Here is a 23,456-nt window from a genome sequence, read left to right as displayed (position 1 = left end):
ACATTTTTACCAACCGGAAATATAGTTCCAGAGTACTGGTGAAAAGACAATGTTGTTTGAGCGGATTATTTCTGAAGGAATTTCTCATATTTCCTATCTTATCGGTTCAGGCGGGCAGGCTGCGGTAATTGACCCGCGCAGGGACTGTGAGATTTATCTTGAAATTGCCCGGAAAAATGATCTGGTGATCACCCATATTTTCGAAACGCACCGGAATGAAGATTATGTCATCGGATCGCAGGAACTTGCTTCCCGCTGCGGTGCTGCGATATACCACGGTGCAGCCATGGCTTTTTCGTATGGCAGACCCGTTCGGGAAGGCGATGTTTTCCGGTTTGGTTCGCTTGAACTCAGGGTAATAGAAACCCCGGGACATACGGAAGAGAGCATCTCTCTTGTCCTCACCGATAAGGAAGTTTCACCACAACCCTACATGGTTTTCTGCGGCGACACTCTTTTTTCCGGCGATATTGCCCGGACAGATTTCTATGGCACGAATCGCAATGCAGAGATGGCAGCAAAAATTTACCAGAGCATCACGACAAAAATCCTCCCGCTCGGGGATGGCACCATCATATGTCCAGCCCACGGTGCCGGCTCAGTGTGTGGGGGGGATATTGCCGATCACCCGTTTACCACAGCCGGATACGAAAAAATAACAAACTGCTGGCTCCTGATGGACCAACAGGCGTTTGTCTCTGCAAAGATCAAAGAATCTCCCTATGTTCCCCCCTATTTCAGGAAAATGGAGCAGTACAACAAGGAAGGTGCCCCGCTCCTGCAGAGAATTCCTGATCTCAGGCCCCTTTCGGTCAGTGAAATAAATACCCTCAGGAAATCGGGATGCCAGGTACTGGATATCCGTTCACCCACGAGCTTTGGCGCAGGGTATATCCCGGGAAGTATCTCTATCTGGCGCGAGGGGCTCCCCGCGTTTATGGGATGGATCCTCAATTACGAGCAGCCGATCGTTATTATCGATGATTTTAATCTCTCGCTTGATGCCGTGCAGCGTCATTTCATCCGGCTGGGTTACGACAATATTGCAGGATATCTTACCGGTGGTTTTCCCCTGTGGACAAAATCTGCCCAGGAGATCGCTGTTCTTCCCACCTGCTCCGTGCAGCAGCTCAGGGCACGTCTCGAGAACGAATCCCCGTATATTCTTGACGTAAGGGATAGCAAAAACTGGAATTCCGTGGGTCATATCCGGCATGCGCACCACCGGTATATCGGAGAACTTCCCGATCATTTCGATGAGGTCCCAAAAGATGTACCGGTTATCGTCATCTGCGATGCAGGTTACAAGGGAAGTCTTGCAGGAAGCATCCTCGCCTTCCATAACTATACAAACCTGACCAATGTGCTGGGAGGAATGACCGCGTGGAAACGTGCAGGATTCGCTATTGAAAAATAATTACCGGGATCTTTTTTTTTTATCCGGGCAAAAATTAACAAGGTTTATCTCCTTTGGTAAGGAAATGCAGATTGTTGTGAATATATGGAAATAATCAAGATCCCAAGGATGGAAAAACAGGAATACGACCACCTGATCGAGAAAGGATACATCTGCCGTATCGCATTCCAGGGGGAAAAATACCCGTATATAGCACCGTTTTTATACGTTTTTGACGGTTCGTTTCTCTATTTCCTCTCGACAAAGTACGGGAAAAAGATCGATTATTTCCGCAAAAGCCCCTATGTATCGGTAGAGATCGAAAAATACACAAAAGATCTCTCATCCTACACGTTTGTGACCCTGCAGGGATATTTAGAAGAAGTCCACGATTCGATCGAGAAGAAGATCATCCGGGAAAAGTTCGTGGACCTTATTGTCGAACGTAACCTGTCGTGCAATATCCTTGCAGCACTGGGTCATTCACCGCTGGACCCCCCGGCTGCAATCGGTAAAGAAGAACGCTCGCTTGTCTGGAAACTGGTCGGGGTCAAGGATCTCGTAGCGCTGAAAAATCTTTAATTTTTTTATCCTTTTTTGATAAATCCAATGTTGAAAGGAATATTTCGGGATCCGTGACCGGTAACGAACAGGCATGACCGGAACAGATATAGGCAGTTGCCTTTCCCTCGATCATGACAAGGTCCCGGGTAAAGGAGGCGATATCTGCGATTGCCGATGCCTGCGGGCCGTATGAAATCTGCATGATGGTTACCGAGGGCAGGTAATCCGATCGCAGTGCGAGAATCAACGCCTTCGTGTCCTCGGCATTACGATCGCCAACAATCACTACATCCTGGGACAGGAGAACCTGATCGAGCCCGCAGAGGAACCATGAGTACGATGACGGGGACTGGCTCAGGGTTCCGGAAAAGCTGCGCGAAAGGGCAGATGCTCTCTCTTCTAACAAAGCATCACCGGTCAACCGGGATAATCGCACCAGGTTCATAAATGCAACAGAGTTCCCGGAAGGAATGGCACCATCATAAATCTCCTTCTTGCGAAGGATCAGTGCTTCGGCAGTATCCGATACGGTGAAAAAACCATCATTTTTTCCATCCCAGAAATGCCCGGAAAAATAGCTATTCAGTTCCAAAGCGGTGATAAGGAATTGTTCATCGAAGCTGGATTCATAGAGTTCGATGAGCGCATGGATGATGAAGGCATAATCATCAGCAAATCCCGGAATTGCTGCATCCCCGTTGCGGTACCGGTGCAGGAGACCCCCGTCGCTGCTGCGCATCCGTGTCAGGACAAACTGCATGGCTTTTTTTGCAACTTCTTCATAGGCCGGATTATTAAAAACCCGCCCGGCCTGTGCAAGTGCTGCAATGCACAACCCGTTCCAGTCAGCGAGCACCTTGTCATCGAGCAAAGGACGGGGCCGCTGCTCCCTTGCTGCAAAAAGCCGGGTGCGAATCGATTCTATGCGTAGAACCAGCTCCGGCTCAGCAATTTCCAGGGATGCGGCAATAGCGGTGAGTGGCTGATGACGGGACAGAATGTTATACCCGGCACCCCGCTCAGGATCCTGGAAATTGCCCTGCAGGGTCACCCCATATACCAGCGCTGCAAGCGCGGCATCATCGGTTCCCAGCACCTGTTCGAACTCTTGCAGGGTCCAGACATAAAATGCGCCCTCTCCCCCCGGGCTGTCAGCATCTTCAGCCGAGAAAAAAGCCCCCTCGGGTGAATAGAGTTGCCGCATGATATAACTGATTATATCCTCAACGATCTTCTGGTACTCCGGGTTCTTTGTTGCCTGGTACGCTTCAGTACCTGCCATCACCAGCAGGGCCTGGTCGTAGAGCATCTTCTCAAAGTGAGGCACATGCCATTTTGCATCGGTCGAGTACCGGTGGATACCCCCTCCCAGGTGATCGTAGATGCCACCATTCCGTATCGCATGAAAGGTTTTTTCCACCATTGAGAGTGCCCGGGAATCTGCTTTTCTCACGGCGTACCTGAGCAGGAAGAGAAGGGTATGAGGTGTGGGAAATTTCGGGGCATTACCAAATCCCCCGTACACGGGATCGAAGTGGAGGAGCAGAGCGTTATAGCCTTCATCAAGGAGCTCGCTATCCGGTTTTGTTCCGTAAGGAGATCTCGCCGGGCCAGAAATGGCAGCAATTACCCGGTCACCGGACCGGATGAGATCCGATCGCTGTTCCCGCCACATTTGGGTAATCCGGGGAAGGAGGGTGAGCAGGCCCATCATGGAAAACCGGGTCTCTTTGGGAATGTACGTGGCAGCAAAAAACGGCTTTTTCTCCGGGGTCATAACGATCGTCAGCGGCCAGCCGCCCTGTCCCGCCATCTGCTGGCAGATTTCCATGTAAACGCTATCGATATCCGGTCGCTCCTCGCGATCGACTTTTATGGAAATAAAATCCCGGTTGAGCAGGGCAGCCACATCACTATCTTCAAACGATTCATGCGCCATCACGTGACACCAGTGGCAGGTCGCATACCCAATCGACAGAAAGACCGGTTTATCCTCGCGGGCAGCCCGCAAAAAAGCTTCCTCGCCCCACGGGTACCAGTCCACCGGGTTTCCCGCATGCTGGAGCAGGTACGGGCTCTTCTCGTGCATCAGCCGGTTATGAATTTTGTCGCCTTCCCGTCCGTTATCGGCCAAAGGAACTTCCGGCAGCATAATGCCTCATGGGCGCGCTGACATTATGAGCCTTTCAGAAGTACAATCGGGCGAAATCACTCAGGTTATGATAAATGCCGCCAACAGTACAAGATAATTTAAGGATTTTTCATGGATATTGCCGGGTATCTCCTCGTCATTGCAACAGGCATTGCGGTTATCCTCATCTCGCTGGCACTGGATTTTCTCTGGGCCCGGTGTATACCGGTCAGGTTTTTTTACTATTTCCTGCGCGCACCCGGCGTTGTTGTCCATGAATGCGCCCATGTACTCGGTTGCCTGATCACCGGGGCAAAAATCCAAAAGGTGGTGCTTTTCTCAAAAGGCGGTGGATCCGTCACCTACAATCCCCCGGCGATTCCGGTCATGGGAAATGTTGTGATAAGTACCGCACCACTTTTTGGTATCCCCCTTGTGCTCGCATTCTGCACATGGATTTTTTCAACATACTTCGGCTGTATATTCCCGGCGCTTCCCCTCACCTTCGATTCACCGGATACCGTAATATTAACCGGGGGTGCAATTCTGGGAACATTTACCCAGAATCTCGTAGTGCAATTCAATGCATGGTTTCTTCTTTACCTGTACCTGGTACTCAGTCTTATCCTGTCAGCAGCGCCGAGCATGCAGGATATGAAAAACGCAGCCATCGGGTGCTGCATCCTTGCCATCGCCAGTATACTCGTACTCTGGAGCCAGAACCCTTTGTCAGTCAGTATTCTTACGGAAATCATGCGCATCATTGGCATGGGATTTGCCCTTGGGCTTGGTTTCGGGCTGATAGCGCTGATGCTCTCGTCTCCCCTTATCATCATCTGTCTCCACCGGCACCCTGCATGAGCAGGGAGTGCATAAAAGATCGGTATTAATTGATCCGGAAGGCTACATTTCTGCACCCATGGTCCGTGAGTCTCCTCAGGCAGAATCCGATACAGAACTGGCAGGCCCCCGCCTTACCCCGGTTATGCGGCAGTACCGCGAGCTCAAGGAGAAATTTGCCGATACCGTCCTCCTGTTCCGCATCGGCGATTTCTACGAGACCTTTGAAGAGGATGCAAAGATCATCTCCCGGGAACTGGAGATCGTGCTCACGTCCCGGTCAAAGATTGGCGACAATCCCATCCCGCTTGCCGGTGTCCCCTATCACGCAATTGACGGTTATATCGCAAAACTGATCGGCAAAGGCTACAAGGTTGCCATCTGCGATCAGGTCGAAGATCCCAAAACCGCAAAAGGGATCGTGAAGCGGGAGATCGTGCGGGTGATTACGCCCGGCACGGTTATCGATTCATCCATGCTCTCCTCGTCCGCGGCTACGTACCTGATGGCCATCTGCCCGGATAACAGGAAAAACCTATGGGGAATAGCGCTGCTCGATATATCAACCGGTGAATTTTTTGTCACCACTATCGAGCAGGACGCCCATCACCAGAATATCCTGTCAGAGATTGCCCGGTATCACCCGGCAGAGTGTATCCTGCCATCTTCCGTAACGCAGGATCTGGAAGAGCGTATCCGGGAACGCGGCGTCCTGGTCTCCAAGGTTCCGGATGCACAGTTTGACGAGGAACGGGCCAACCGCCTTCTCACATCTCACTTCCGCGTTCCCTCACTTGCAGGGTACGGATGCGATGATGAACCGGCAGCAGTTGGTGCAGCAGGGGCAGCACTTGCCTATGCCCAGGAAACCCAGTACTCCCAGCTCCCCCATATCTCCAGCATGTCACGGCGCACATCGGCCCAGAGCATGATGCTCGATGCCATCACCCTGCGCAATCTCGAAGTGATGGAGAGCATCCGCGGAGGATCGAAAGGCGCAACCCTCTTCTCCTGCCTAAATCTCACAAAAACATCCATGGGAAGCCGGCTCTTGAGCCGGAACCTGAGCCGGCCGCTCACCGACATTGACGCCATTAACAACCGGCTCGATGCAGTCGAGTACCTTGCAGGACATACCGCAGAACGGCTTGCCCTGCGCTCTCATCTCTCCCGTGTGGCAGATATCGAACGGATTGCAGCCCGTATCGCGTACGGCAATGCCGGGCCACGCGATCTCCTCGCTCTTGCAGAATCGCTCAGCACGCTGCCGGAACTCAGGAAGCCATTAGAAGAACTGGGTACTAAAAACCAGCCCCGGCTGTTGCAGGAAGCATTCGAACAGATCCGGGATCTTCCGGAGACCATTGATCTTATCCAGCGAGCGATCGTTGACGAACCCCCGGCCATTGCCCGCAATGGCGGTGTGATCCGGCGCGGGTATTCCCCGGCACTCGATGAGATCACGGTAGTCCTGCACTCCGGCAAGGACTGGATTGTTGAACTGCAGGCAAAGGAACGCGAACTGACGGGGATAAAGTCGTTAAAGATCGGATATAACCGGATCTTCGGCTACTATATCGATATCACCAAACCCAACCTGCACCTTGTCCCGGCGCATTATGAGCGCAAGCAGACAACGGCAACGGGAGAGCGGTATACGCTCCCCGCACTCCGGGAAAAAGAGACCCTCATCACCAATGCCGATGAGCGGGTGCTAGCGCTCGAACGGGAGCTCTATACCAAACTTATAGAAACCCTGCAGAAACAGGTCGATTTCCTCCAGTCAATTGCCGCAGGAATCGCAACGCTCGACGTTGCGGCTGCGCTTGCCGAAGTTGCCCAGACCCGGGACTATGTGCGCCCGCAGCTCAATGACGGCGATGCGATCATGATCCGGGACGGGCGTCATCCTGTCGTGGAACAGGGGGTTGCGGGAGGATTTGTTCCCAATGATACCGAACTTTCGGGCAGCCAGACCCAGATCATGATCATCACCGGGGCCAACATGGCGGGTAAATCCACCTACATGCGCACGGTCGCCCTCTGCTGCATCATGGCGCAGGCCGGAAGTTTTGTTCCCGCCCGTCATGCCAGCATCGGCATCCTTGACCGGGTCTTCACGCGGGTCGGGGCTTTCGATGATCTCGCAAGCGGGCAGAGTACCTTTTTTGTCGAGATGCTCGAACTGGCAAATATCCTGAATAATTTTACGACAAAGAGCCTCGTTATTCTTGACGAGATTGGCCGGGGAACCAGCACGGTGGACGGGTGCTCGATTGCAAAAGCAGTGCTCGAATACCTGCACGGCAAAACTACCACCGGCCCAAAGACCCTTTTTGCCACGCACTTCCACGAACTGATCGCCATGGAAGAGCAACTCAAACGGGTGAAAAATTATCATTTCGCGGTAAAAGAGACCAAAGAAGAGGTGGTATTTTTGCGAAAACTCATCCCCGGTGCCACGGATAAGAGTTATGGTATCCATGTGGCCCGCCTTGCCGGCATCCCGAAAAAAGTAACCGAGCGGGCAGAAGTGCTCCTCTCCGAGAGTATGAACCGGGCCGTCCCGGCCGGCACCCGCCCCCAGCGCTATACGCAGATCCTCCTTGTCGATAATGCAGCAGAACCGGTCATTCCTGTTGAACACCCCACGCTCCGGGCACTTGCCCGGGTCAACCCGGACGAGATGACCCCCATGCAGGCGCTTGCAAAGATTGCCGAACTCAAAAAGACCCTGGACCGGAACACGACGCCATGAGCCGCGAAGATTCCATCCCGGTTATCCATATCCTTGACCCGGCAACAGTCAACAAGATAGCAGCCGGCGAGGTTGTTGAGCGCCCTGCGTCTGTAGTCAAGGAACTTGTCGAGAATGCGATCGATGCCGGGGCCCGCACGATCCGCATCGATCTTTTGGCATCGGATGGAAAAATCAGCAGCATCAGGATCACTGATGACGGGTGTGGCATGTCACCGCAGGATGCTGCGCTTGCATTTGTACCGCACGCGACCAGCAAGATTGCCGGCATCAAAGATCTCGACACCATCCGTACGCTCGGTTTTCGTGGCGAGGCCCTTGCCAGTATTGCCGCAGTTTCCCGCGTAACGCTCGTCACCAGACCCCATAATTCAGGTACCATTGCCGGCACAAAAATGATAGTTTCCGGGGGCACGGTAACAGAAACGACCGGTATCGGTACACCGGAAGGTACCAGCATCCTTGTGGAAGATCTGTTCTTCAATACCCCGGCCCGGAAAAAATTTTTGAAAAGCGTGAACACAGAACTCGCTCATATCCACACGATCATGGAGGGGGTCTGCTTCTCCCACCCGGAGATCTCATTCCGCATTTTTTACAATAACCATGAACAGATGGTGACCGACCGGTCACCACGTACAATCGACACCATCGCCCGCCTCTTTGGTACTGACACAGTAAAGCACCTGATCCCGGTAGAGGCGACCGTTCCCATCATGACGATCGCCGGGTATATCTCACGCCCGGCACTTTCACGAAAAGATGCCGCACGGATGCTGGTATCCATCAACGGGCGCTTCATCTCCTCATCCATCATCAACGGGGCAGTCAGGGCGGGTTATGGAACTTTGCTTGCCAAAGACCGGTTCCCGGTGGCATTCCTCTCATTGCAGATTGATACCGGCCTTGTGGATGTAAACGTCCACCCGACAAAAAAATTAGTAAGGATCTCCCGGGAAAAAGAGATCACCGAGATCATAAAAAAAGCCGTATCGGATGCCCTGCTCAGCCATGACCTGATCCCGGTAGCAGAATCTCCCGCACAGGTACCGGTCTCCCTGCCGGAATTTACGGACAGTAAACCGGCCCGGCAATATATCCCGGACCAGCAATACATTCCGGCCGGCCCGGAACCATCCGGGGTCTGCGAATCCACGCATGCAGGAACCATTGATTCCGACGAACGCCTTCGCCAGACCGAGCTCCTGACCGGACTCACGCCAGTCCAGTCACCTCTCCCGGCAATGGAAGTTATCGGCGAATTTGGCGGGATTTACATTCTCGTCCGCACGGTCACCGATGAACTGATGATTATCGACCAGCATGCAGCCCATGAACGCATCCTCTATGAACAGGTGATTGCGCGTTCACAGGGAAGTCCCGTTACCCAGGAACTCATTTCGCCGGTCATTATCCATCGCACGCCAAAGGAAGCAGCCATCCTGCGCGAACTGCTCCCGGGACTGGCACAGGAGGGATTCCTGCTCGAAGAGTTCGGCAACACATCCTACCTTGTCCGGGCCGTGCCGGTAGTACTTGGCCGGATGGAAGATACCACGATTATTGACGAGATCATCAGTGATCTGGTCAGCACGGTTCCGGTGCGTCCGGTCAACAGCCGGGAAAAACTTACCCGGATCATTGCCTGCCGCGGGGCGATCAAAGCAGGAACGGTCTGTACCCATGAACAATGCCAGCGCATTGTCAACCAGCTCCGGCGTACACAAAACCCGTTCACCTGTCCGCATGGAAGGCCGACAATTATCCGGTTCAGCCGGGCAGATCTCGATGCCATGTTCAAGCGGATTTAGGTTTTTTGACCGGTTCCCTTGTTCAGACAGAAGGGATAGCATCCATTCGATCAACAGAATTTCTTCCGGTTTTGTCACGAACTGAATAATTATAATTCATGCCCGAAAAGATCGTATGTCAAAAAACATACGGCCCACCCATGAAAAACAGGAAAAGTACGCGCCAGGTAACGCTGGAAAATAAGGTACAGACCTTTTCAAAAAAATTTGATCCGGTAACGGACATTTCATTATTCCAGCAAATGGTACTGGATTATTACCGCGACCATGGCCGTCCCATGGCATGGCGCGACACTACCGATCCCTACCGGATTTTTGTCTCCGAGATCATGCTCCAGCAGACGCAGGTGGAGCGGGTTACCGTTAAGTACCCGGAATTTCTTACGGCCTTTCCCGATTTTCGTACACTCGCTCAGGCCCCGCTCGCAGATATTCTCGCGGCATGGCAGGGGATGGGGTATAACCGGCGGGCACTATCCCTGCAGAAATGTGCACAGCGGGTGATGGATGAGTATAGCGGAACACTTCCTGCAGATGTCGATACTCTTGCGACATTTCCCGGTATTGGCAGGGCAACAGCGTCGTCAATTTGTGCATTTGCCTTTAACATGCCGGTCGTATTCATCGAGACCAACATCCGCAGGGTCTTCATCCACTACTTTTTTCCCGATGCGGATGCCATCAGCGATATAGAAATTCTCCCGCTCGCGGAAAAGTCAGTGTACCGGGAAAATCCCCGGGTCTGGTACTGGGCACTGATGGACCTCGGGACTGCGCTCAAAAAAAAATGGGGTAAATCCAAACCGGAAGAGCGCCCATTATGCAAAACAATCACCGTTTGAAGGATCGGATCGAAAGATCCGTGGCAGGATTATTGCATTACTTCTAAAAACACCGGAAATCACCATTGACGAAATAGTGGCCATGATCAGTGATGAACCAGACCGGATTATCCGGATTATCAAAGCACTGGAAAAGGAGGGTTTCATCAGTTGCTCACAAAACTGTTATTCCCTTTTTTCATGAGATATGCAGACAGCAATATTTTAAAAAATTGCATCGACACATTCATTGATATAACCCTGTTTCCCATACACCATTAAGGGGAGAGATGCACAGATGCCTGACCTCAAATCCATTCCCGATGATGTCAAGTGGCGGCTTGCAGCGGATTGTGCAGCCCGGCTTCCTGCAATGTACGATGTTGCATTCCGTAAGGTACTGTGCGATAAATTCGATGATATTGAACGGGAGATCTGGATTGAATTATCCAAAAGGGCATTTACCATTGCCCGGGATCTCTCGCTGCCGATGAATAACGCACATGATCTGGCAGAGAGTCTGCACATCGTCATGACCATCCTCTTTGGCCCGGAGTTCCGGAGCGAGACCCTTGACGTGTCGGAAGACGGCTCAGTCATTCTCATCAAACGCTGCCCGCTTCTTTCCGTGGCTCATGAAACCGGGGCTTTGGGAGAGCATACCTTCCCAAAATGCATGGCCCTCACGCTCACGACAATTCCTGCACTAAAAAAAGATTACTCGGCACGGTTTGTCCGGTCCATGTGCCACGGGGATCGCCAGTGCGAGATCAAGATCAGCCCGGAGAAAAAACCGGATACAACGGGAAGCGGGAAAGAAAAGAAGAGATAGTTTCCTTCCGGCAGAGGCAAAAAAGAATTGCCGGGTTACTTGAGATAGTACCCGATGATCATAAAGATCAGGCCGATATAGAACATAATGGCAAATGGCAGGGAAAAGCCAAGGTTGATGGTATCGAGGCGTTTTAGATCCTGCATGATCATCATCGCTAAACCGATCACAAAGAACATAACACTTAACTGCGTTTTGGTGGCTTTATCCATAGAAACTCATTCCTCATTCATTTATCCAATCTGACAGGGAAAAAAGCTTTGTTGACCGGGTTTTGTATTCCGGCAGAATACCGGCAGGGAACAATTTCAAAAATTACCAATAACCAGCGAGTAGAGATCCGCAGAGGGAACCGGGGGCGAGGCAATCTCTCCGGAAGTTATCCGCTCTTCGGGATAGCCAAGATTTTCGCAGACCGCAATCCGGAGCGGTTGGCAATTCTGTACCGCCAGCCTCCGGTACAGCTCCGCCACATCGAATTTCGGATCAGCGAGCAGGTAGACAATTTTTCCCCGCTGCACTTCTTCAAGGGTTTCCTGCATGCCTTTTTCATGGCCCCTGCCATGGGCAACTACGACCGATATGCAGGATAAGGGTATATGCAACCGGGCAGCGGCAACCTGGAGAGAAGATACACCGGGAGTCACGTCACCGGCAAGGTACCCGAGGCCGGCAAGCATGGGATCTCCGGTGGAAAGAACAACCGCATCTTCCGGCAGGGTATGAAGGGATTTGAAATCATCGATAGTCCTGACCACGCATCCGTTCCGGATATGCGGCCGGGCAATCCCGATAGCGCGATCAGAACCATAAATCGTCTTTGCTTCTGCGATCCTGAGGATCGCCTCTTCCGTCAGCATTCCCGGCCCGCACCCGACACCAACAATTTTCATGGACTCTCCCCAATTACCGCACCATTACGATCAACGAGCACTACATGAACATTGGGTCTTTCCTTTTTAAATGCTGCAAGGGTTTCGCGCATTACCGGCAGGAACGCAGGTGAAGCCGCGAATTCTTCTACCGTGGAAAACCCGGTACCGTTAAGTATCTGCGGCCGGATGTAGCGGAGGATCAGGGCCGGTAACCCGCAGAGAATAATATCGCCCTGTGCCGCATCAAGGGCAGCACCAATCTTACCGCCAACAAGAATCACCTCGCGTTCTGGAAAGAGCAGCCGGGCATACCGGAGACCGACCCGGCCGGTAGTAATCACCGGGCTCTGTGCCGCGGAAACCCGGCCGCAGACCGATTCCTCAAGATGATCGTCCCACGGTTCGACAAGTCCCGTGGTCCCGAGAATCGAGATCCCTCCTTCCACCCCGACCCGGGGATTCAGGGTTTTTTTGCCAACGTCTGCACCCCGGGGAACATGGAGTATCACCCGGATTCCCGGAAATCCCCGCTCATCAATGGCTTCCTGTATCGATGCCAGTATGCACGCGAGAGGGGCCGGGCTGATTGCGGGATCTCCTTTCCGGTAACGGGGCGTGTCGCGGGAAAACCTGCCAATACCTTCCTCCGGAAGGAAACTGATGCCTTCCGGTATGGGAATTGCTTCGGCAACAAAATCGAGACCTGCCGTCAGGTCTGCTGGATAATCACCGGCATATTTTTTGCACGAGGATTTTCCTGCACGGGCATCCACCGGCACTTCCACCGTAAGCCCGCGGGGGATCTGGACGGGGACTGAGGTAATAACAGTACCGGAGAGAGAAAGAATCGCAGCCTTGCACGCAGCAGCCGCAGTGGTCCCGGTGGTAAACCCGCGCCGGAGCACGGTTCCTGAAGAGGTGAGAACAGCAAGACCCTGCTCTGCGAGCAGGAGCCGGGCCGGATCGGTACACCGTTCCACCCATTCGTCTGGATATTCAAAACCGGTAACCGGATCTCTCATACCTTTGAGCCTTCGATAAAGATGGTAATGCACTCGTTGATGGCAGCAACTGCAACCGGCGTGCCGCCCCGGGTACCTTCATTGGAGATGGACGGGATATCGATAGTTCGCAGGACTTCTTTGGATTCCGCAGCATTGACAAACCCAACGGGCGTCCCGATAATGACTGCCGGGCGGATACCCGCTCTGACAAAGTCGCAGAGCATGAGCAGGGCTGACGGCGCATTGCCGATCACCACAATGGAGCCGGGGAGCCGCTCTTTCAGGGCGATAAACCCGGCAGAACTCCGGGTAATGCCCCGTTCTTTTACAATGTCCGCACCGTAATCCAGCGCACAGATCACTTCGCTCATATGCCCTTTCTTCTGGATGCCGACCTGCACCATGCGGATATCGGTAATTACCGGTGCACCGGCCCTGAGCGCCCCGAGTGCAGCAGGGACAGGATCATTGCTGAACCGGAGCAGGTCAGCCATCGAGAAATCACCGACTGCGATGGAGCAGCGCTGGCGTATCCGGTCCTCAACGGTCGCGTTTCCCACCATCTCGCGGGCGAGCGTGCGGGATTTCTGTGAGATCGCATAACCTTCCCGGGTGTCGGCGCCCGGATCAATATACGTATTTGTGGTGGTACCCGCGTGGTGTGATGATTCCTTTGACATTGTTACCCATCCTCCATATCCTGCTTTCCTTCCCGCCTATGAACACGGTCGTGTGCATATCAACCTGTTCCATCACCTGCTCAATGTCATTGAGCGTGGTGACAATCTGTTCTTCGCCTTCATCCCGCAGGGCATTTTTCACCAGTGCCACGGGAGTCTCGGGCGGAAGATATTTCCGGGCATGTTCTATTGCAACGGCAAAATTATACGGTCTGCCCCGGCTTCTCGGGTTGTAGAGCACGACCGGGATGCCAACCGAAAAGACTGCGTCAAGGCGCTGCTCGATCACTTCAAGCGGGGTTAACAGGTCCGAAAGGCTGATCACCGCGAAATCACCGGAGAGCGGCGAGCCGAGTTTCGAGGCCCCGGCATTGGCCGCAGTCACGCCCGGAATTACTTCCACATTGATCTCGATGCCGCTGTGCTCAAGCACTTCGAGCACGATACTTGCCATACCGTACACGCCGGCATCGCCACCGGAGACGATCGCAACGGCATGGGTTTTTGCAAGCTCGATGGCCTGTTGTGCCCGTTCCACCTCTTTTCCCATCGAGCTCCGGATCACATTCTTTCCGGTAAGCAGCGGTTCGAGCGGCTCAAGGTAGGAGGCATTGCCGATCACGTAATCTGCCATAGCAATCGCTTTGAGCGCCCGGGCAGTCATGTATTCCCTCCTGCCCGGCCCGAGACCGACAATGGCAAGACTTCCTTTCTCTTCAGTGTGCGATGGCAACTGTCACTCTCCCGTAAACTTTCTTTCCCATGACCAGCGTTTTTCGCCGGGCCGTTGCAAGGGCGCAGGGCTCGGCAACACCGAGAAGACCGATCTTCGATGCCCGCGAGGGACCTGTCCCTGACTGTGCGTTTATGGTATCGTCGTCAAGGAATATTAAATTGCCAGAAAGTATCCCGACTGCTTCAACCAGACCGGTCTCGTTAAATTTTTTTGTTGTCGTCGCGTAGATGAAAATATCTGTCTCAGAAATTGCATTCTCTGCAAGAGCTTCCAGTACCGCCTCTACGACTTCTGCGGAGGTGACACCTTTCCGGCACCCGATGCCAACGGTATACTCACCTTTATTCAGAAGAATGGAAACATCCGGGCCGGCCAGCACAACCGCAGGCCCTTTGACCGCGTGCACCGGGATATCTGCGTTCAGCAGGGCGGCATTCACCTGCCGGGTGGAATTACGGTTCAGCACATCCGTACCGGTCCGTTCAGCAATCGTCTCGACAGAGTCCCGTCCCCGCGATTCCGTTGCGGTGGTAATGACCGGTTGAATTCCGATTCCGGAGAGTTCCTTTGCAAGGGCATTGGCCCCGTGATGACCCCCGAGTACCGGCACTGCATATTTCATATCGGGGCTCACGACAACAACCGCAGGATCCGTCCACTTGTCCTGTAAGAGCGATGCTAACTTCCGTACAACAATGCCCATCGACATCAGGGCAACAATCCGTTTTCGCCCGACAAAAACGGTAGCAAAAATTTCCGGCGAGTATTCGACTACGTCAGCGTCAAGAAATGCGGCAATGCGCTCAGCTTCCGGACGGGAATAGGGAAACGTAATAACAACAGTCTCGGTCATGAATAGAGGTGCGATCGCTGGTAACCGGATTCTGTTCCTCTGACCGCATTACCGACAATGAGCAGGGCCGATTTTGTGATGCCGGCAGCCTGTGCCTTCTGGGCAATATCGGCAACGGTGCCGGTGATGACCTGCTGGTCGGGCCACGATGCATGGAAGATTACCGCAGCCGGGGTATCCGGCGGGCAGGCAAGTTTTGCCGTGATATCGAAAAAGTGCTCGCTTCCCAGGAAGAAGGCCATGGTAGCCGGGTACTGCGAGAGTTCGGCAATGTAATCCTTCTCGAGCGTCTTTCCGGCCGGGCGGGTGATGATCAGGGTCTCTGATACCCCCCGGGGGGTGAACTCAGTTGTGAGAGCGGCGGCAGCAGCAAAAACCGAAGATACGCCCGGCACAATCCGGACAGCGATATCGTGTTTCTTAAGTTCGGCAATCTGTTCAACGATTGAACCGTACAGGGCCGGGTCGCCCGAGTGGAGCCGGACAACCTGCTTTCCCTGCTTCACCCGGTCAGCCATGAGGGCAACCATATCGTCAAGATGCATGCCCCAGCTGTCCACCTTCTCAGCAGCGGGGCTTGAAGCGACCAGTGCGGGATTGACTAACGAACCGGCATAGAGCAGCACTTCGGCCCGGTCAAGCAAAGATTTTCCTTTCACGGTTATGAGTTCGGGATCGCCGGGACCGGCGCCGACAAACCAGATCACGTTCTGAAGATTATTTCCGGGCATACATCACGCTCATGTAATCGCTCTTCTCCGGAAGATTATCGTTCCGGTAGACTTTCATATCCTCAAAAAACATCCGCTCGACCAGGACAAACTCCCGGTAACCTTCGGCCCGGAGCTGGCCGGCTTTCTCCATTGGCTTGCGAACCTTGAGCAGGATCTTCGTATCCGAGACCGTGCCGTCCGAGACCGAGAACCCTTCGTTTATTGAAACACCGGAAGCCGCGGCAAACGCGGTGATGGAACTTATGCCGGGTTCTGTCCGGTACTCAATGCCCGGATGGGTCTCGTCAATGACATCGCAGAGCCGGGAGAACGTGGAGAAGAAGTTCGGATCGCCCAGGATGCCAAAGACCGCAAGACCGTCTTTTGCCACGGGAGCGATCTTCTTTGCGTTTTCCTTAAGGCAATTGCGGATCTTTGCTTCATCATCGGTCATCGGAAAATCGAGCATGACCGGTTCCCGGTAGGGGGCAACGAGGTCGTGTGCTATCCGGCCCGGGACAAAAACTGCATCCGCTTCCTTGAGGAGCCGGACTGCCCGGAGCGTGAGAAGTTCCGGGTTGCCGGGCCCAAGGCCAAGACCTACGAGCATGCAGCACCCCGGGCAACAATGATATAGACAGGATCAATCGGTCTGAACATGATGCTGCCGGCAATATCGTACGATCGCGAGACCTGCACCTGCACAACTTCAGTAAATATCCCGAGTTCTTTTAAGGCTGTCACCGCCCGTTCGAGCGTACTCACCATCACCGCGTTGATCACGATCGTCCGCTTTACTTTTTTTGCCATTACGGGAAGAATCTCTGTAAGGTGTTGCGTGCCGCCAAGAAAAGCGCAGTCAAACACCCGCTCTTCTTTAAGAAAATCCGAAGCGTCCGTGCAGAAAAATTCGATATTATGTACACCTGCGTTTTGTGCAGATTCTGTTGCAAGCGATACCGCTTCTGTCCGCTTGTCAAGCGAGAACACTTTTTTTGCGGTTTTTGCCATCGCAACCGAGACCTTGCCGGTACCGCAACCAATCTCAAGGACGGTGTCGGTGCTGAGGAGTCCCAGTTTGAAAAGTGAAACTGCCATGATCTCATCCTGGGTCGGGCCTCCGGCAAGTTTTGTCCCGTTCATCTGCACAAGTTTGGTTGCGTTATGGTATTAAGGCTTGTTTTAACGAGGGTCAATATCGATATCTGCAATATTACCGCGAGAACGGAGGTGTAATTAATGGGTACGATGACCAGAACAGGCCTTTTTTTCATTTTCCACTAACGGTCCTTAATCCGAAAAACGATCGGCCATCCAATTGATGCTATTAGCGTTTTTTTTAGAGCCCGATAACCCTGAATCCAGCAAAACGGGGCTCATTGTGCGATTTTCCGAAAACAATAGTGTCGTTTTTCCATGAATTCGTGTCAATTTGGGGGCCGGGGCTCTTGTTCGGGGAACAGGTCTCCGACGGAGAAGTAAATCGGACGGAATGCAGATCACCCGGGGCCACCGGGCCGGAATATCCGATCCTCAAAACAGGGGTTTTTTTGCTCGTCTTCCTGCCGAATCACCTGCCCCAAAGTGCGTTCGGAGATCCTCAATCCAAACTGCACAGGACTGGCCGGTCGCCCTCATCGCAAAACATTCCGTTTCCTTATCCGGATTCAAAATAAGATTTTCTCAAAAGAACTGGCCGGAAAAACATCGGAACTGGCCGGTCGGGTACCGGAAATGATGCAATCCGGGGGCAATTTGAGCCCGGATGAGGGGTTTATGGGAGCAGCCCTGGTGATGGGGTAAGTGGCAATGGCCTGGATCCCGGCACCCCCAAAACAGGGCTTCTTTTAAATTTCACCTGCCATTACCCCACCGGAAAAACCGGGGCGATTTAAAGCCCGCTAAATTGCACGGTTTTATTCTTATTAAATCGCGTATTTTTTGAAAATATTCATTTATAACAGTATTTTCCGTAACTGTTGGCACTGTTTCCACTGGAACCGGAAAATGAGAACCCCGGAACGGCAAAATACGCCCAAAATGAACCCGGTTGACTTGAGGTCCCGGCACCCTTTCCATTATCAGGATTCGCGCTTACCGAACCTGATCCAGGCCCGGGCTTATTGTATCCCCCCGGGGTATATTTCCGGAATTGGTTTACGGATTGTTGTTGTATTTTTGTTTTGTAAAATTTTCAGGAATAACAAAAATTTTAAAAATCCGGTAGAGCAACAATTTTTTTTCCCGGAATTTCAAAAAAAATCATGGAAAATTTTGAAAGATTTCCTCCACAACAAAATTTTAAAAAAAATCCCCTGACCCGGAAAAATCCCAAACACATTTCACCTCTCCGGAACAAAACCAGTACCAGTCATTATGAAATTCGAGATCATAGGCAACAACCTGCAGATGGCAAAGATCGACCTGCTGCCGGGCGAAGGCGTCTTTGCCGAGGCCGGGGCAATGGTGAACATGAGCGGCTCGATGATCATGGAGAGCCAGCTCAAAGGCGGGATCATCTCCGGCTTAAAGCGGGCGGTGATTGGCGAGAGTCTCTTTCTGACCAAGTTCATATCCCAGAACGCGGCGGGATTTGTCTCGTTTGCCGGCTCCATGCCCGGTAAGATCTTCACGGTTCACGTTGCGCCGGGAAAAGAGTTCATCGCACAAAAGGACTCGTTTCTCTGCTGCGAGGAATCGGTTGAACTGGACATCGCATTCACCGAAAAAATCCGGGCCGGCCTTTTTGGCGGTGAAGGGTTTATTCTCCAGCGCATGAATGGCGAAGGCACCGCCTTTTTGCACTGCTGCGGGGATATTATAGAAATGACATTGAAACCCGGCGAGGTCATTAAAGTGCAGACAGGTCTCGTTGTCGGTTTTGAAGACACGGTCAAATATGATATCGCACTTGCCGGCGGTATCACCACGGCACTGTTCGGCGGCGAAGGTCTCTTTGTCACGACGCTTACCGGCCCGGGAAAAATTGTTCTTCAGTCCATGGATATTGTCAAGATCGCCGCTTCGATCATCCCGTTCCTGCCCAAACCGGAAATAAAAGTAAAACCAGTATAATTTTTTCCGGTTTTTTTAGTAAGGAACCGGATTATTAACCCCGGATTATTTTTTCCAGCCGAGTCGCTCAATCAGGGCGTCTGTCTCATCCAGTGCCTTGCATCCGATAACACGGGGTTGCACCACGAGGGTTATCGCGTCTTTTAAGGGAATGCTCTTTGTTTTTCCCTTGCAGAGGATATAATCGCCATTGAAACGGCTGAGCGCTTTTTCAAAGGCATCGAGAATTTTTTTCCTGCTCTTGAGATCGCTCTTTTTGAGAGCCATAAGATGCTCGAAGATCGAGACATCGATGAGCGTGCTCGCCATCCACCCGATCTCACAGGTATACCCGAAGATCCATGCAATATGAGAATTTTTTGTGGTCGAGATGAAATCATCGATATTATTGCCAACACTGCACGAACCTATCAGCACTCCTTCAATATTGGAATAATTCGCTGCGTTTTTCACGGCCTTGAACATTGCCGGAAGTTTCATGCCGGTCTTGGATTTCAGCCCGCCAATCCGTTTACCGGTCCCGTGGGCTGCCACGTATAAGAAAAGCCGGTCCTCGCTGGTGTTGGTCAGGTCATCCTCAAGCGCCCGGCGGAACCCGATCTTTTCATAAAAATTCGCATAATAGATATTGAAATCTCCCTGAAAACTTTCCAGTCCCTGTAAAAACAACAGGACCGAAGGTCGCTTGGGTTTCTGCTCCGGAGTCCACCAGAGCCCTTCAATGACCAGCAGTGCCGAACTTGACATTATTTCACCAGTGCCATGTGCGTTAACCTATCAAAGCGCGCTGGTACAATAAAGATTTGGCAGAATTATCAATACACTAATGTATTTATTCTGAAAAACAAGACATTTTTTAGACGCATGCACCCCGTTAAGGCAATTGTACTTTCATCATTCCAGGAGAAAATCACGTGACAGAAAAAGAGATTCCTCCCGACTCAGCATCTTCCTGCAGTACCCCGGCACCCGCAGGAGATACCTCTGCTTCAGAATTTTCCGGAGGGATTACCCTTGAACGAATCCTCGATGAAACGGATGAGATGAACCATCTCAACCAGTTCATTCTTCTTTACGTGGAAAAGTGCGGAGGATTTACTACTCCGGAGGCATACTTTTCCCAGGTACAACCAGTCCTTGATCTGCTCGAAGTAGAAATCCGGGTAAGATACCAGCCCGGTATGACAAAAAATGATATGAAACTCGTGGTGCAGGATTGGATCGATCTTGAAATCGCCCAGTTGCAGAAAGAAAAATAAGATTTTACCTTCCGGATGATGGTCGGTATGACAAACTTTCAAATTCCGGGAAGGAAATCTTTTTTTAAAATTTCTCTGATAAAAAAGATTTATCTCAACTTTTTTCACAAAATAAAAAATCAGATGAGGTGAATGATCCAGGTCCACATGTTATGGAGACCGGTTGAGATGACCACACCCGGATCGATACCGAGCACGGGAAAGACGAAGATAAAGTACAGCACCGTGCCCAGCAGGCTGCCAAGATTGGTAAGGGCAGCTACCAGTACCACCTTAAACAGGGGGATCTTTGCCATGTCGGTGAGGGATTGGGCGTCATAAATTTTCCGGAAATCCGATACCGGTGGTTTCCTGACTTTGGCTTCCACAAATGCTGCAATCCAGCCGGAGTGAAGCATGGGATTGAGCGAAGTCATCCATGCCACGGAAAAACTCGCAAGTGCCGTGTAGGGATGTCCACCGGCCGCAAGAGTTCCTATTGCCGCAAGTACACCGTGAATGATTACCCAGAAAAGGAATGCGTAGAGCAACACTCCCAGACCGACGCCGGAAAACGCAATTGCGGCGAGCAGCAATGCAAACAGCGCAGTAACGGTAAAACCAAAGAGCTTTGCCCAGGGAAATGATTTCGGTTCCCGCGTGAGCGAATCAAACGGGGGAAGACTTGCCGGGTTCTGGATATAATTCTCAATGCCCTGCCGGTGTCCGGCCCCAACCACTGCAAGGATGCGTCCTTCGGGGCGCTGGACTTTTAACAGGACCAGCTGGTGGGCGATATAGGCATCCCGCTCATCGATTAAGGCACGGGCCCCGTTGGGAGAGAACTTACGGAACTCCACCATGACCATATCGATCACATCCTGCTGTTTGAGCGACTCGATATCGATCGCCTCACCGTTGTCAATCTCCGCAATCGAAGTGATCAGGGCCCAGACCATCTTCATTTTTTCCAGAAAACCCATTGCATTCCAGAACCGCAGGAGCGTGAGACGGATATCGCGGTCCACGAGGGCAATGGCGATGCCGCGTTGCTCTGCTACTTCGATTGCCGCTTTCATTTCAGCGCCGGGTTCAACACCGACATCAAAACCGATCTTGCGCTGGAGATATGCCATCAGCCACTGGACAAGAAGGGTATTGAAATTTTTGACTTCAAGTACATCATTGACCGAAGGATCCCGACCCTGTTTTTTCAGGGCAGCATAGCGTGACGGGTCAAGTTCAATCGCAACCGTATCCGGTAAATATTCATCAATAGCAACCCGCACTTCATCGACACTTTGCTGCGAGACATGCGCAGTTCCGATTATTTTTATTTCGGCCATTTACCACCGTATTGTCACCAGTATTGGTGCTGGGGGGTGATTAAGAATAGGCATGGGAATCATAGGATCCAGAAAATACTATCCGGTCTGTCGCAATTCCGAACGGAATCTGGACCGAATTGTCCCGTCACGCGCAGATTTTAAGAGACCGTTAATCGGCAAGGTATGGCGGTTGCATTGTGTCATCCCTATGAATAAAATGCAGGATTAAAGAGATAAAATGAACAAAATGGTTTTTCTACCGGGATTAATGCCGGGGTATATTGTCCTGATCCTGGGATGAGTGGTTGATATCGATCTCGATCTCCCGGGCAATACCCAGAATAATGATGATCACGGGAACAATCTCCAGTCGCCCCAGCCACATCAGCAGGATAAAAATCCATTTTATCGTGACCGGGCTTGCTGCGCTGATAAAACCCACGGTGAGACCAACGTTGCTTAACGCAGATACGAGTTCAAAAACTACCTCCTCCAGCCGGAATGAGGTAATATACAGGTGAAGGGTCACGATAGTTGCAATAAAGATGGTAATGACGTACAATACCACAACGAGCAGGTTCTTTGTTATTGCGAGTTCGGAGATTTCCTTGGATAATGTGCGTCCCCCGGATTTTAACGGGACGAGCACGCGACTGCTGACAAAGAACCTGCGGAACCACCATTTCACCCCGTCAGCGATAAGCATGATACGATTAACTTTTACTCCCCCGGCCGAACTGCCCATGGCTCCGCCAATAAACATCAGCATGGCAATGACAGCAATCGGGATTGCAGCCCAGAGGTGAGGATTTGAATTCTGGAGACCGCACGTGCAGAGACCGGATACGGCGGTAAAAACGCCCTGCCGGAATGCCGTAGTGAGGGGCAGGTTTCCGAAATAAAACAGATCCAAAGAAGTGATTACCGATCCCACCACCGCGATGAGCAGCAGGATCCTGACCGTCGGGTCCCGCAGCATATTGATAATTTTCCCATGGTACAGGAAAAAAAAGACTTTGAAAGGAATTGCTCCGGCAAGCATAACCGGAATAAGCAGGATTTCCAGGAGAGGATTATTGTAATAGGTCAAGCTGCCGGCATGCAGGGTAAATCCCCCGGTGGCAATTGCTACCATGACAAGGTTGAGTGAATCCCAGAGAGGTATTCCCGCGAGCATAATGAGCCCGGTAAAGGCAAAGGTCAGGACAAGATAGATCATCCACATGCGCCGGCTGGATGATACGGAAGCAGGAACCAGTTCCTCTTCCCGGCCTTCCGCACGGTAGAGACGGAACAATGACAACCGGGTCTTGCTTCGCAGGGAAATCCCAAACACAATGATACCGATACCCCCGATCCATTGGGTAAAGGATCGCCAGAAGAGCAAAGTTTTCGGGGTGGTGTCCAGCGAGGTAATCATCGTAAAGCCGGTACAGGTCCAACCGGACATTGCCTCAAATACACTGTCCACATAACTCATGTGCAGCCCGAAAACAAACGGGAGTGCTCCAATCAATGCAATTGCAAGCCAGGAAAAGGCAACGGCAGCAAGAGTTGCAGAAGAGGAGGGCTGGAGATCCTGGTAGGGGATGTGCGAGATAAGATACCCGAGCAGGATAAAAGCGATCGGTGCGCTTGCCATGGGCAGGATGAGATCCCACTCCTGAAAGATTACGAGCACAAGGAATGGCAGGAGTGATACGACACCCAGGAACTCAAAGATCAGTCCCATGTCGTGCGCGATCATGGCGATATGCTCGATGCGCTTCATCTGATAACCAAGGTGATTGGGCGGTTATTA

The 23,456-nt window shown here is 52.1% G+C and carries 23 protein-coding genes and 1 pseudogene; 11 read left to right on the top strand and 13 right to left on the bottom strand.

Features of this window, described 5'->3' with window-relative positions; genetic code table 11:
- Positions 1-49 precede the first annotated feature (49 nt).
- Positions 50-1,417 carry an MBL fold metallo-hydrolase gene (locus CVV30_04225; protein PKL70565.1) on the top strand — a complete coding sequence of 456 codons (1,368 nt, stop codon included), beginning with the start codon at positions 50-52 and terminating at the stop codon, positions 1,415-1,417.
- 84 nt (positions 1,418-1,501) lie between these two features.
- On the top strand, positions 1,502-1,978 hold the full coding sequence (locus tag CVV30_04220) for a pyridoxamine 5'-phosphate oxidase (protein ID PKL70564.1): 477 nt from the start codon (positions 1,502-1,504) through the stop codon (positions 1,976-1,978).
- Here the strand turns inward: CVV30_04220 and CVV30_04215 are convergent.
- Entirely contained in the window at positions 1,947-4,112 is a 2,166-nt protein-coding gene (locus tag CVV30_04215) for a thioredoxin domain-containing protein (protein ID PKL70563.1), read from the bottom strand. The two genes, CVV30_04220 and CVV30_04215, sit on opposite strands and share 32 nt — an antisense overlap.
- A 111-nt stretch (positions 4,113-4,223) precedes the next feature.
- Here CVV30_04215 and CVV30_04210 point away from each other — a divergent pair, with 111 nt between their 5' ends.
- The 5 genes and pseudogenes from CVV30_04210 (at position 4,224) to CVV30_04190 (ending at position 11,153) form a co-directional block, all read left to right on the top strand.
- Positions 4,224-4,952, top strand: a complete 729-nt coding sequence (locus CVV30_04210; GenBank protein PKL70562.1) for a hypothetical protein — start codon at positions 4,224-4,226, stop codon at positions 4,950-4,952.
- Positions 4,953-5,010: 58 nt separating this feature from the next.
- A complete protein-coding gene (locus CVV30_04205; GenBank protein ID PKL70561.1) occupies positions 5,011-7,689 on the top strand; it encodes a DNA mismatch repair protein MutS in 2,679 nt (892 codons plus the stop codon).
- A complete protein-coding gene (locus CVV30_04200) occupies positions 7,686-9,500 on the top strand; it encodes a DNA mismatch repair protein MutL (GenBank protein PKL70560.1) in 1,815 nt (604 codons plus the stop codon). Before CVV30_04205 ends, CVV30_04200 begins: the two co-directional genes overlap by 4 nt.
- Before the next feature lie 140 nt (positions 9,501-9,640).
- A pseudogene (locus tag CVV30_04195) lies at positions 9,641-10,526 on the top strand (endonuclease III).
- Between the two features lie 93 nt (positions 10,527-10,619).
- Positions 10,620-11,153, top strand: coding sequence for a hypothetical protein (locus tag CVV30_04190; protein ID PKL70559.1), 534 nt, complete (start codon positions 10,620-10,622; stop codon positions 11,151-11,153).
- Between the two features lie 308 nt (positions 11,154-11,461).
- On the opposite strand, the gene CVV30_04185 is transcribed toward CVV30_04190, so the two are convergent.
- The 9 genes from CVV30_04185 to CVV30_04145 all read right to left on the bottom strand — a co-directional run bounded on the left by CVV30_04185 (position 11,462) and on the right by CVV30_04145 (position 17,551).
- Positions 11,462-12,046: a cobalt-precorrin-7 (C(5))-methyltransferase gene (locus tag CVV30_04185; protein PKL70558.1), complete on the bottom strand. Its 585-nt coding sequence runs from the start codon at positions 12,044-12,046 to the stop codon at positions 11,462-11,464.
- A complete protein-coding gene (locus CVV30_04180) occupies positions 12,043-13,050 on the bottom strand; it encodes a cobalt-precorrin-5B (C(1))-methyltransferase (GenBank protein PKL70557.1) in 1,008 nt (335 codons plus the stop codon). The genes CVV30_04185 and CVV30_04180 overlap by 4 nt, the downstream gene beginning before the upstream one ends.
- Positions 13,047-13,712 carry a precorrin-8X methylmutase gene (locus CVV30_04175; protein ID PKL70556.1) on the bottom strand — a complete coding sequence of 222 codons (666 nt, stop codon included), beginning with the start codon at positions 13,710-13,712 and terminating at the stop codon, positions 13,047-13,049. The genes CVV30_04180 and CVV30_04175 overlap by 4 nt, the downstream gene beginning before the upstream one ends.
- Positions 13,660-14,445 carry a precorrin-3B C(17)-methyltransferase gene (cobJ, locus tag CVV30_04170; protein ID PKL70555.1) on the bottom strand — a complete coding sequence of 262 codons (786 nt, stop codon included), beginning with the start codon at positions 14,443-14,445 and terminating at the stop codon, positions 13,660-13,662. Before cobJ ends, CVV30_04175 begins: the two co-directional genes overlap by 53 nt.
- A complete protein-coding gene (locus tag CVV30_04165; GenBank protein ID PKL70554.1) occupies positions 14,429-15,301 on the bottom strand; it encodes a cobalt-precorrin 5A hydrolase in 873 nt (290 codons plus the stop codon). The genes cobJ and CVV30_04165 overlap by 17 nt, the downstream gene beginning before the upstream one ends.
- Entirely contained in the window at positions 15,298-16,032 is a 735-nt protein-coding gene (locus CVV30_04160; GenBank protein PKL70553.1) for a cobalt-precorrin-4 C(11)-methyltransferase, read from the bottom strand. The genes CVV30_04165 and CVV30_04160 overlap by 4 nt, the downstream gene beginning before the upstream one ends.
- Positions 16,019-16,624, bottom strand: a complete 606-nt coding sequence (locus CVV30_04155; GenBank protein ID PKL70552.1) for a cobalt-factor II C(20)-methyltransferase — start codon at positions 16,622-16,624, stop codon at positions 16,019-16,021. Before CVV30_04155 ends, CVV30_04160 begins: the two co-directional genes overlap by 14 nt.
- The gene (locus CVV30_04150; GenBank protein PKL70551.1) at positions 16,615-17,157 is read right to left on the bottom strand and encodes a cobalt-precorrin-6Y C(15)-methyltransferase; all 543 of its coding nucleotides are present in this window, start codon (positions 17,155-17,157) and stop codon (positions 16,615-16,617) included. Before CVV30_04150 ends, CVV30_04155 begins: the two co-directional genes overlap by 10 nt.
- 196 nt (positions 17,158-17,353) lie before the next feature.
- A complete protein-coding gene (locus CVV30_04145; protein ID PKL70550.1) occupies positions 17,354-17,551 on the bottom strand; it encodes a hypothetical protein in 198 nt (65 codons plus the stop codon).
- Between the two features lie 47 nt (positions 17,552-17,598).
- On the opposite strand from CVV30_04145, the gene CVV30_04140 reads away from it, so the two are divergent.
- The 3 genes from CVV30_04140 to CVV30_04130 all read left to right on the top strand — a co-directional run bounded on the left by CVV30_04140 (position 17,599) and on the right by CVV30_04130 (position 19,089).
- Positions 17,599-17,817 (top strand): hypothetical protein, encoded by a 219-nt coding sequence (locus CVV30_04140; protein PKL70549.1) that lies wholly within the window; start codon positions 17,599-17,601, stop codon positions 17,815-17,817.
- Between the two features lie 237 nt (positions 17,818-18,054).
- Positions 18,055-18,333 (top strand): hypothetical protein, encoded by a 279-nt coding sequence (locus tag CVV30_04135; GenBank protein PKL70548.1) that lies wholly within the window; start codon positions 18,055-18,057, stop codon positions 18,331-18,333.
- A gap of 57 nt (positions 18,334-18,390) precedes the next feature.
- Complete coding sequence (locus tag CVV30_04130; protein ID PKL70547.1) at positions 18,391-19,089, top strand: TIGR00266 family protein; 699 nt, start codon at positions 18,391-18,393, stop codon at positions 19,087-19,089.
- A gap of 45 nt (positions 19,090-19,134) precedes the next feature.
- On the opposite strand, the gene CVV30_04125 is transcribed toward CVV30_04130, so the two are convergent.
- A complete protein-coding gene (locus CVV30_04125; GenBank protein PKL70546.1) occupies positions 19,135-19,836 on the bottom strand; it encodes a hypothetical protein in 702 nt (233 codons plus the stop codon).
- 167 nt (positions 19,837-20,003) lie between these two features.
- Between CVV30_04125 and CVV30_04120 the strand changes: the two genes are divergently transcribed.
- Positions 20,004-20,348: a hypothetical protein gene (locus tag CVV30_04120; protein ID PKL70545.1), complete on the top strand. Its 345-nt coding sequence runs from the start codon at positions 20,004-20,006 to the stop codon at positions 20,346-20,348.
- A 119-nt stretch (positions 20,349-20,467) separates the two neighbouring features.
- Here the strand turns inward: CVV30_04120 and CVV30_04115 are convergent, their stop codons facing one another.
- Both CVV30_04115 and CVV30_04110 read right to left on the bottom strand, forming a co-directional pair.
- Entirely contained in the window at positions 20,468-21,673 is a 1,206-nt protein-coding gene (locus CVV30_04115; protein ID PKL70544.1) for a TraB family protein, read from the bottom strand.
- Positions 21,674-21,920: 247 nt separating this feature from the next.
- A complete protein-coding gene (locus tag CVV30_04110) occupies positions 21,921-23,426 on the bottom strand; it encodes a cation transporter (GenBank protein ID PKL70543.1) in 1,506 nt (501 codons plus the stop codon).
- Between the last annotated feature and the right edge of the window lie 30 nt (positions 23,427-23,456).

The organism is Methanomicrobiales archaeon HGW-Methanomicrobiales-1 (genome assembly GCA_002839675.1).
In the GTDB taxonomy this organism is placed as follows: domain Archaea; phylum Halobacteriota; class Methanomicrobia; order Methanomicrobiales; family Methanospirillaceae; genus Methanoregula.
This window is presented reverse-complemented; position numbering and strand designations above follow the sequence as displayed.

What these genes read in the sequence shown, in the direction of transcription:
- CVV30_04180 (PKL70557.1), bottom strand. Translation starts at nt 13,050, where the DNA reads ATGAGAGATCCGGTTACCGGTTTTGAATATCCAGACGAATGGGTGGAA.
- CVV30_04175 (PKL70556.1), bottom strand. Translation starts at nt 13,712, where the DNA reads ATGTCAAAGGAATCATCACACCACGCGGGTACCACCACAAATACGTAT.
- CVV30_04155 (PKL70552.1), bottom strand. Translation starts at nt 16,624, where the DNA reads ATGCTCGTAGGTCTTGGCCTTGGGCCCGGCAACCCGGAACTTCTCACG.
- CVV30_04225 (PKL70565.1), top strand. Translation starts at nt 50, where the DNA reads ATGTTGTTTGAGCGGATTATTTCTGAAGGAATTTCTCATATTTCCTAT.
- CVV30_04165 (PKL70554.1), bottom strand. Translation starts at nt 15,301, where the DNA reads ATGACCGAGACTGTTGTTATTACGTTTCCCTATTCCCGTCCGGAAGCT.
- CVV30_04215 (PKL70563.1), bottom strand. Translation starts at nt 4,112, where the DNA reads ATGCTGCCGGAAGTTCCTTTGGCCGATAACGGACGGGAAGGCGACAAA.
- CVV30_04125 (PKL70546.1), bottom strand. Translation starts at nt 19,836, where the DNA reads ATGTCAAGTTCGGCACTGCTGGTCATTGAAGGGCTCTGGTGGACTCCG.
- CVV30_04190 (PKL70559.1), top strand. Translation starts at nt 10,620, where the DNA reads ATGCCTGACCTCAAATCCATTCCCGATGATGTCAAGTGGCGGCTTGCA.
- CVV30_04150 (PKL70551.1), bottom strand. Translation starts at nt 17,157, where the DNA reads ATGAACGGGACAAAACTTGCCGGAGGCCCGACCCAGGATGAGATCATG.
- CVV30_04130 (PKL70547.1), top strand. Translation starts at nt 18,391, where the DNA reads ATGAAATTCGAGATCATAGGCAACAACCTGCAGATGGCAAAGATCGAC.
- CVV30_04160 (PKL70553.1), bottom strand. Translation starts at nt 16,032, where the DNA reads ATGCCCGGAAATAATCTTCAGAACGTGATCTGGTTTGTCGGCGCCGGT.
- CVV30_04110 (PKL70543.1), bottom strand. Translation starts at nt 23,426, where the DNA reads ATGAAGCGCATCGAGCATATCGCCATGATCGCGCACGACATGGGACTG.
- CVV30_04185 (PKL70558.1), bottom strand. Translation starts at nt 12,046, where the DNA reads ATGAAAATTGTTGGTGTCGGGTGCGGGCCGGGAATGCTGACGGAAGAG.
- CVV30_04210 (PKL70562.1), top strand. Translation starts at nt 4,224, where the DNA reads ATGGATATTGCCGGGTATCTCCTCGTCATTGCAACAGGCATTGCGGTT.
- CVV30_04115 (PKL70544.1), bottom strand. Translation starts at nt 21,673, where the DNA reads ATGGCCGAAATAAAAATAATCGGAACTGCGCATGTCTCGCAGCAAAGT.
- CVV30_04200 (PKL70560.1), top strand. Translation starts at nt 7,686, where the DNA reads ATGAGCCGCGAAGATTCCATCCCGGTTATCCATATCCTTGACCCGGCA.
- CVV30_04205 (PKL70561.1), top strand. Translation starts at nt 5,011, where the DNA reads ATGGTCCGTGAGTCTCCTCAGGCAGAATCCGATACAGAACTGGCAGGC.
- CVV30_04220 (PKL70564.1), top strand. Translation starts at nt 1,502, where the DNA reads ATGGAAATAATCAAGATCCCAAGGATGGAAAAACAGGAATACGACCAC.
- CVV30_04135 (PKL70548.1), top strand. Translation starts at nt 18,055, where the DNA reads ATGAACCCGGTTGACTTGAGGTCCCGGCACCCTTTCCATTATCAGGAT.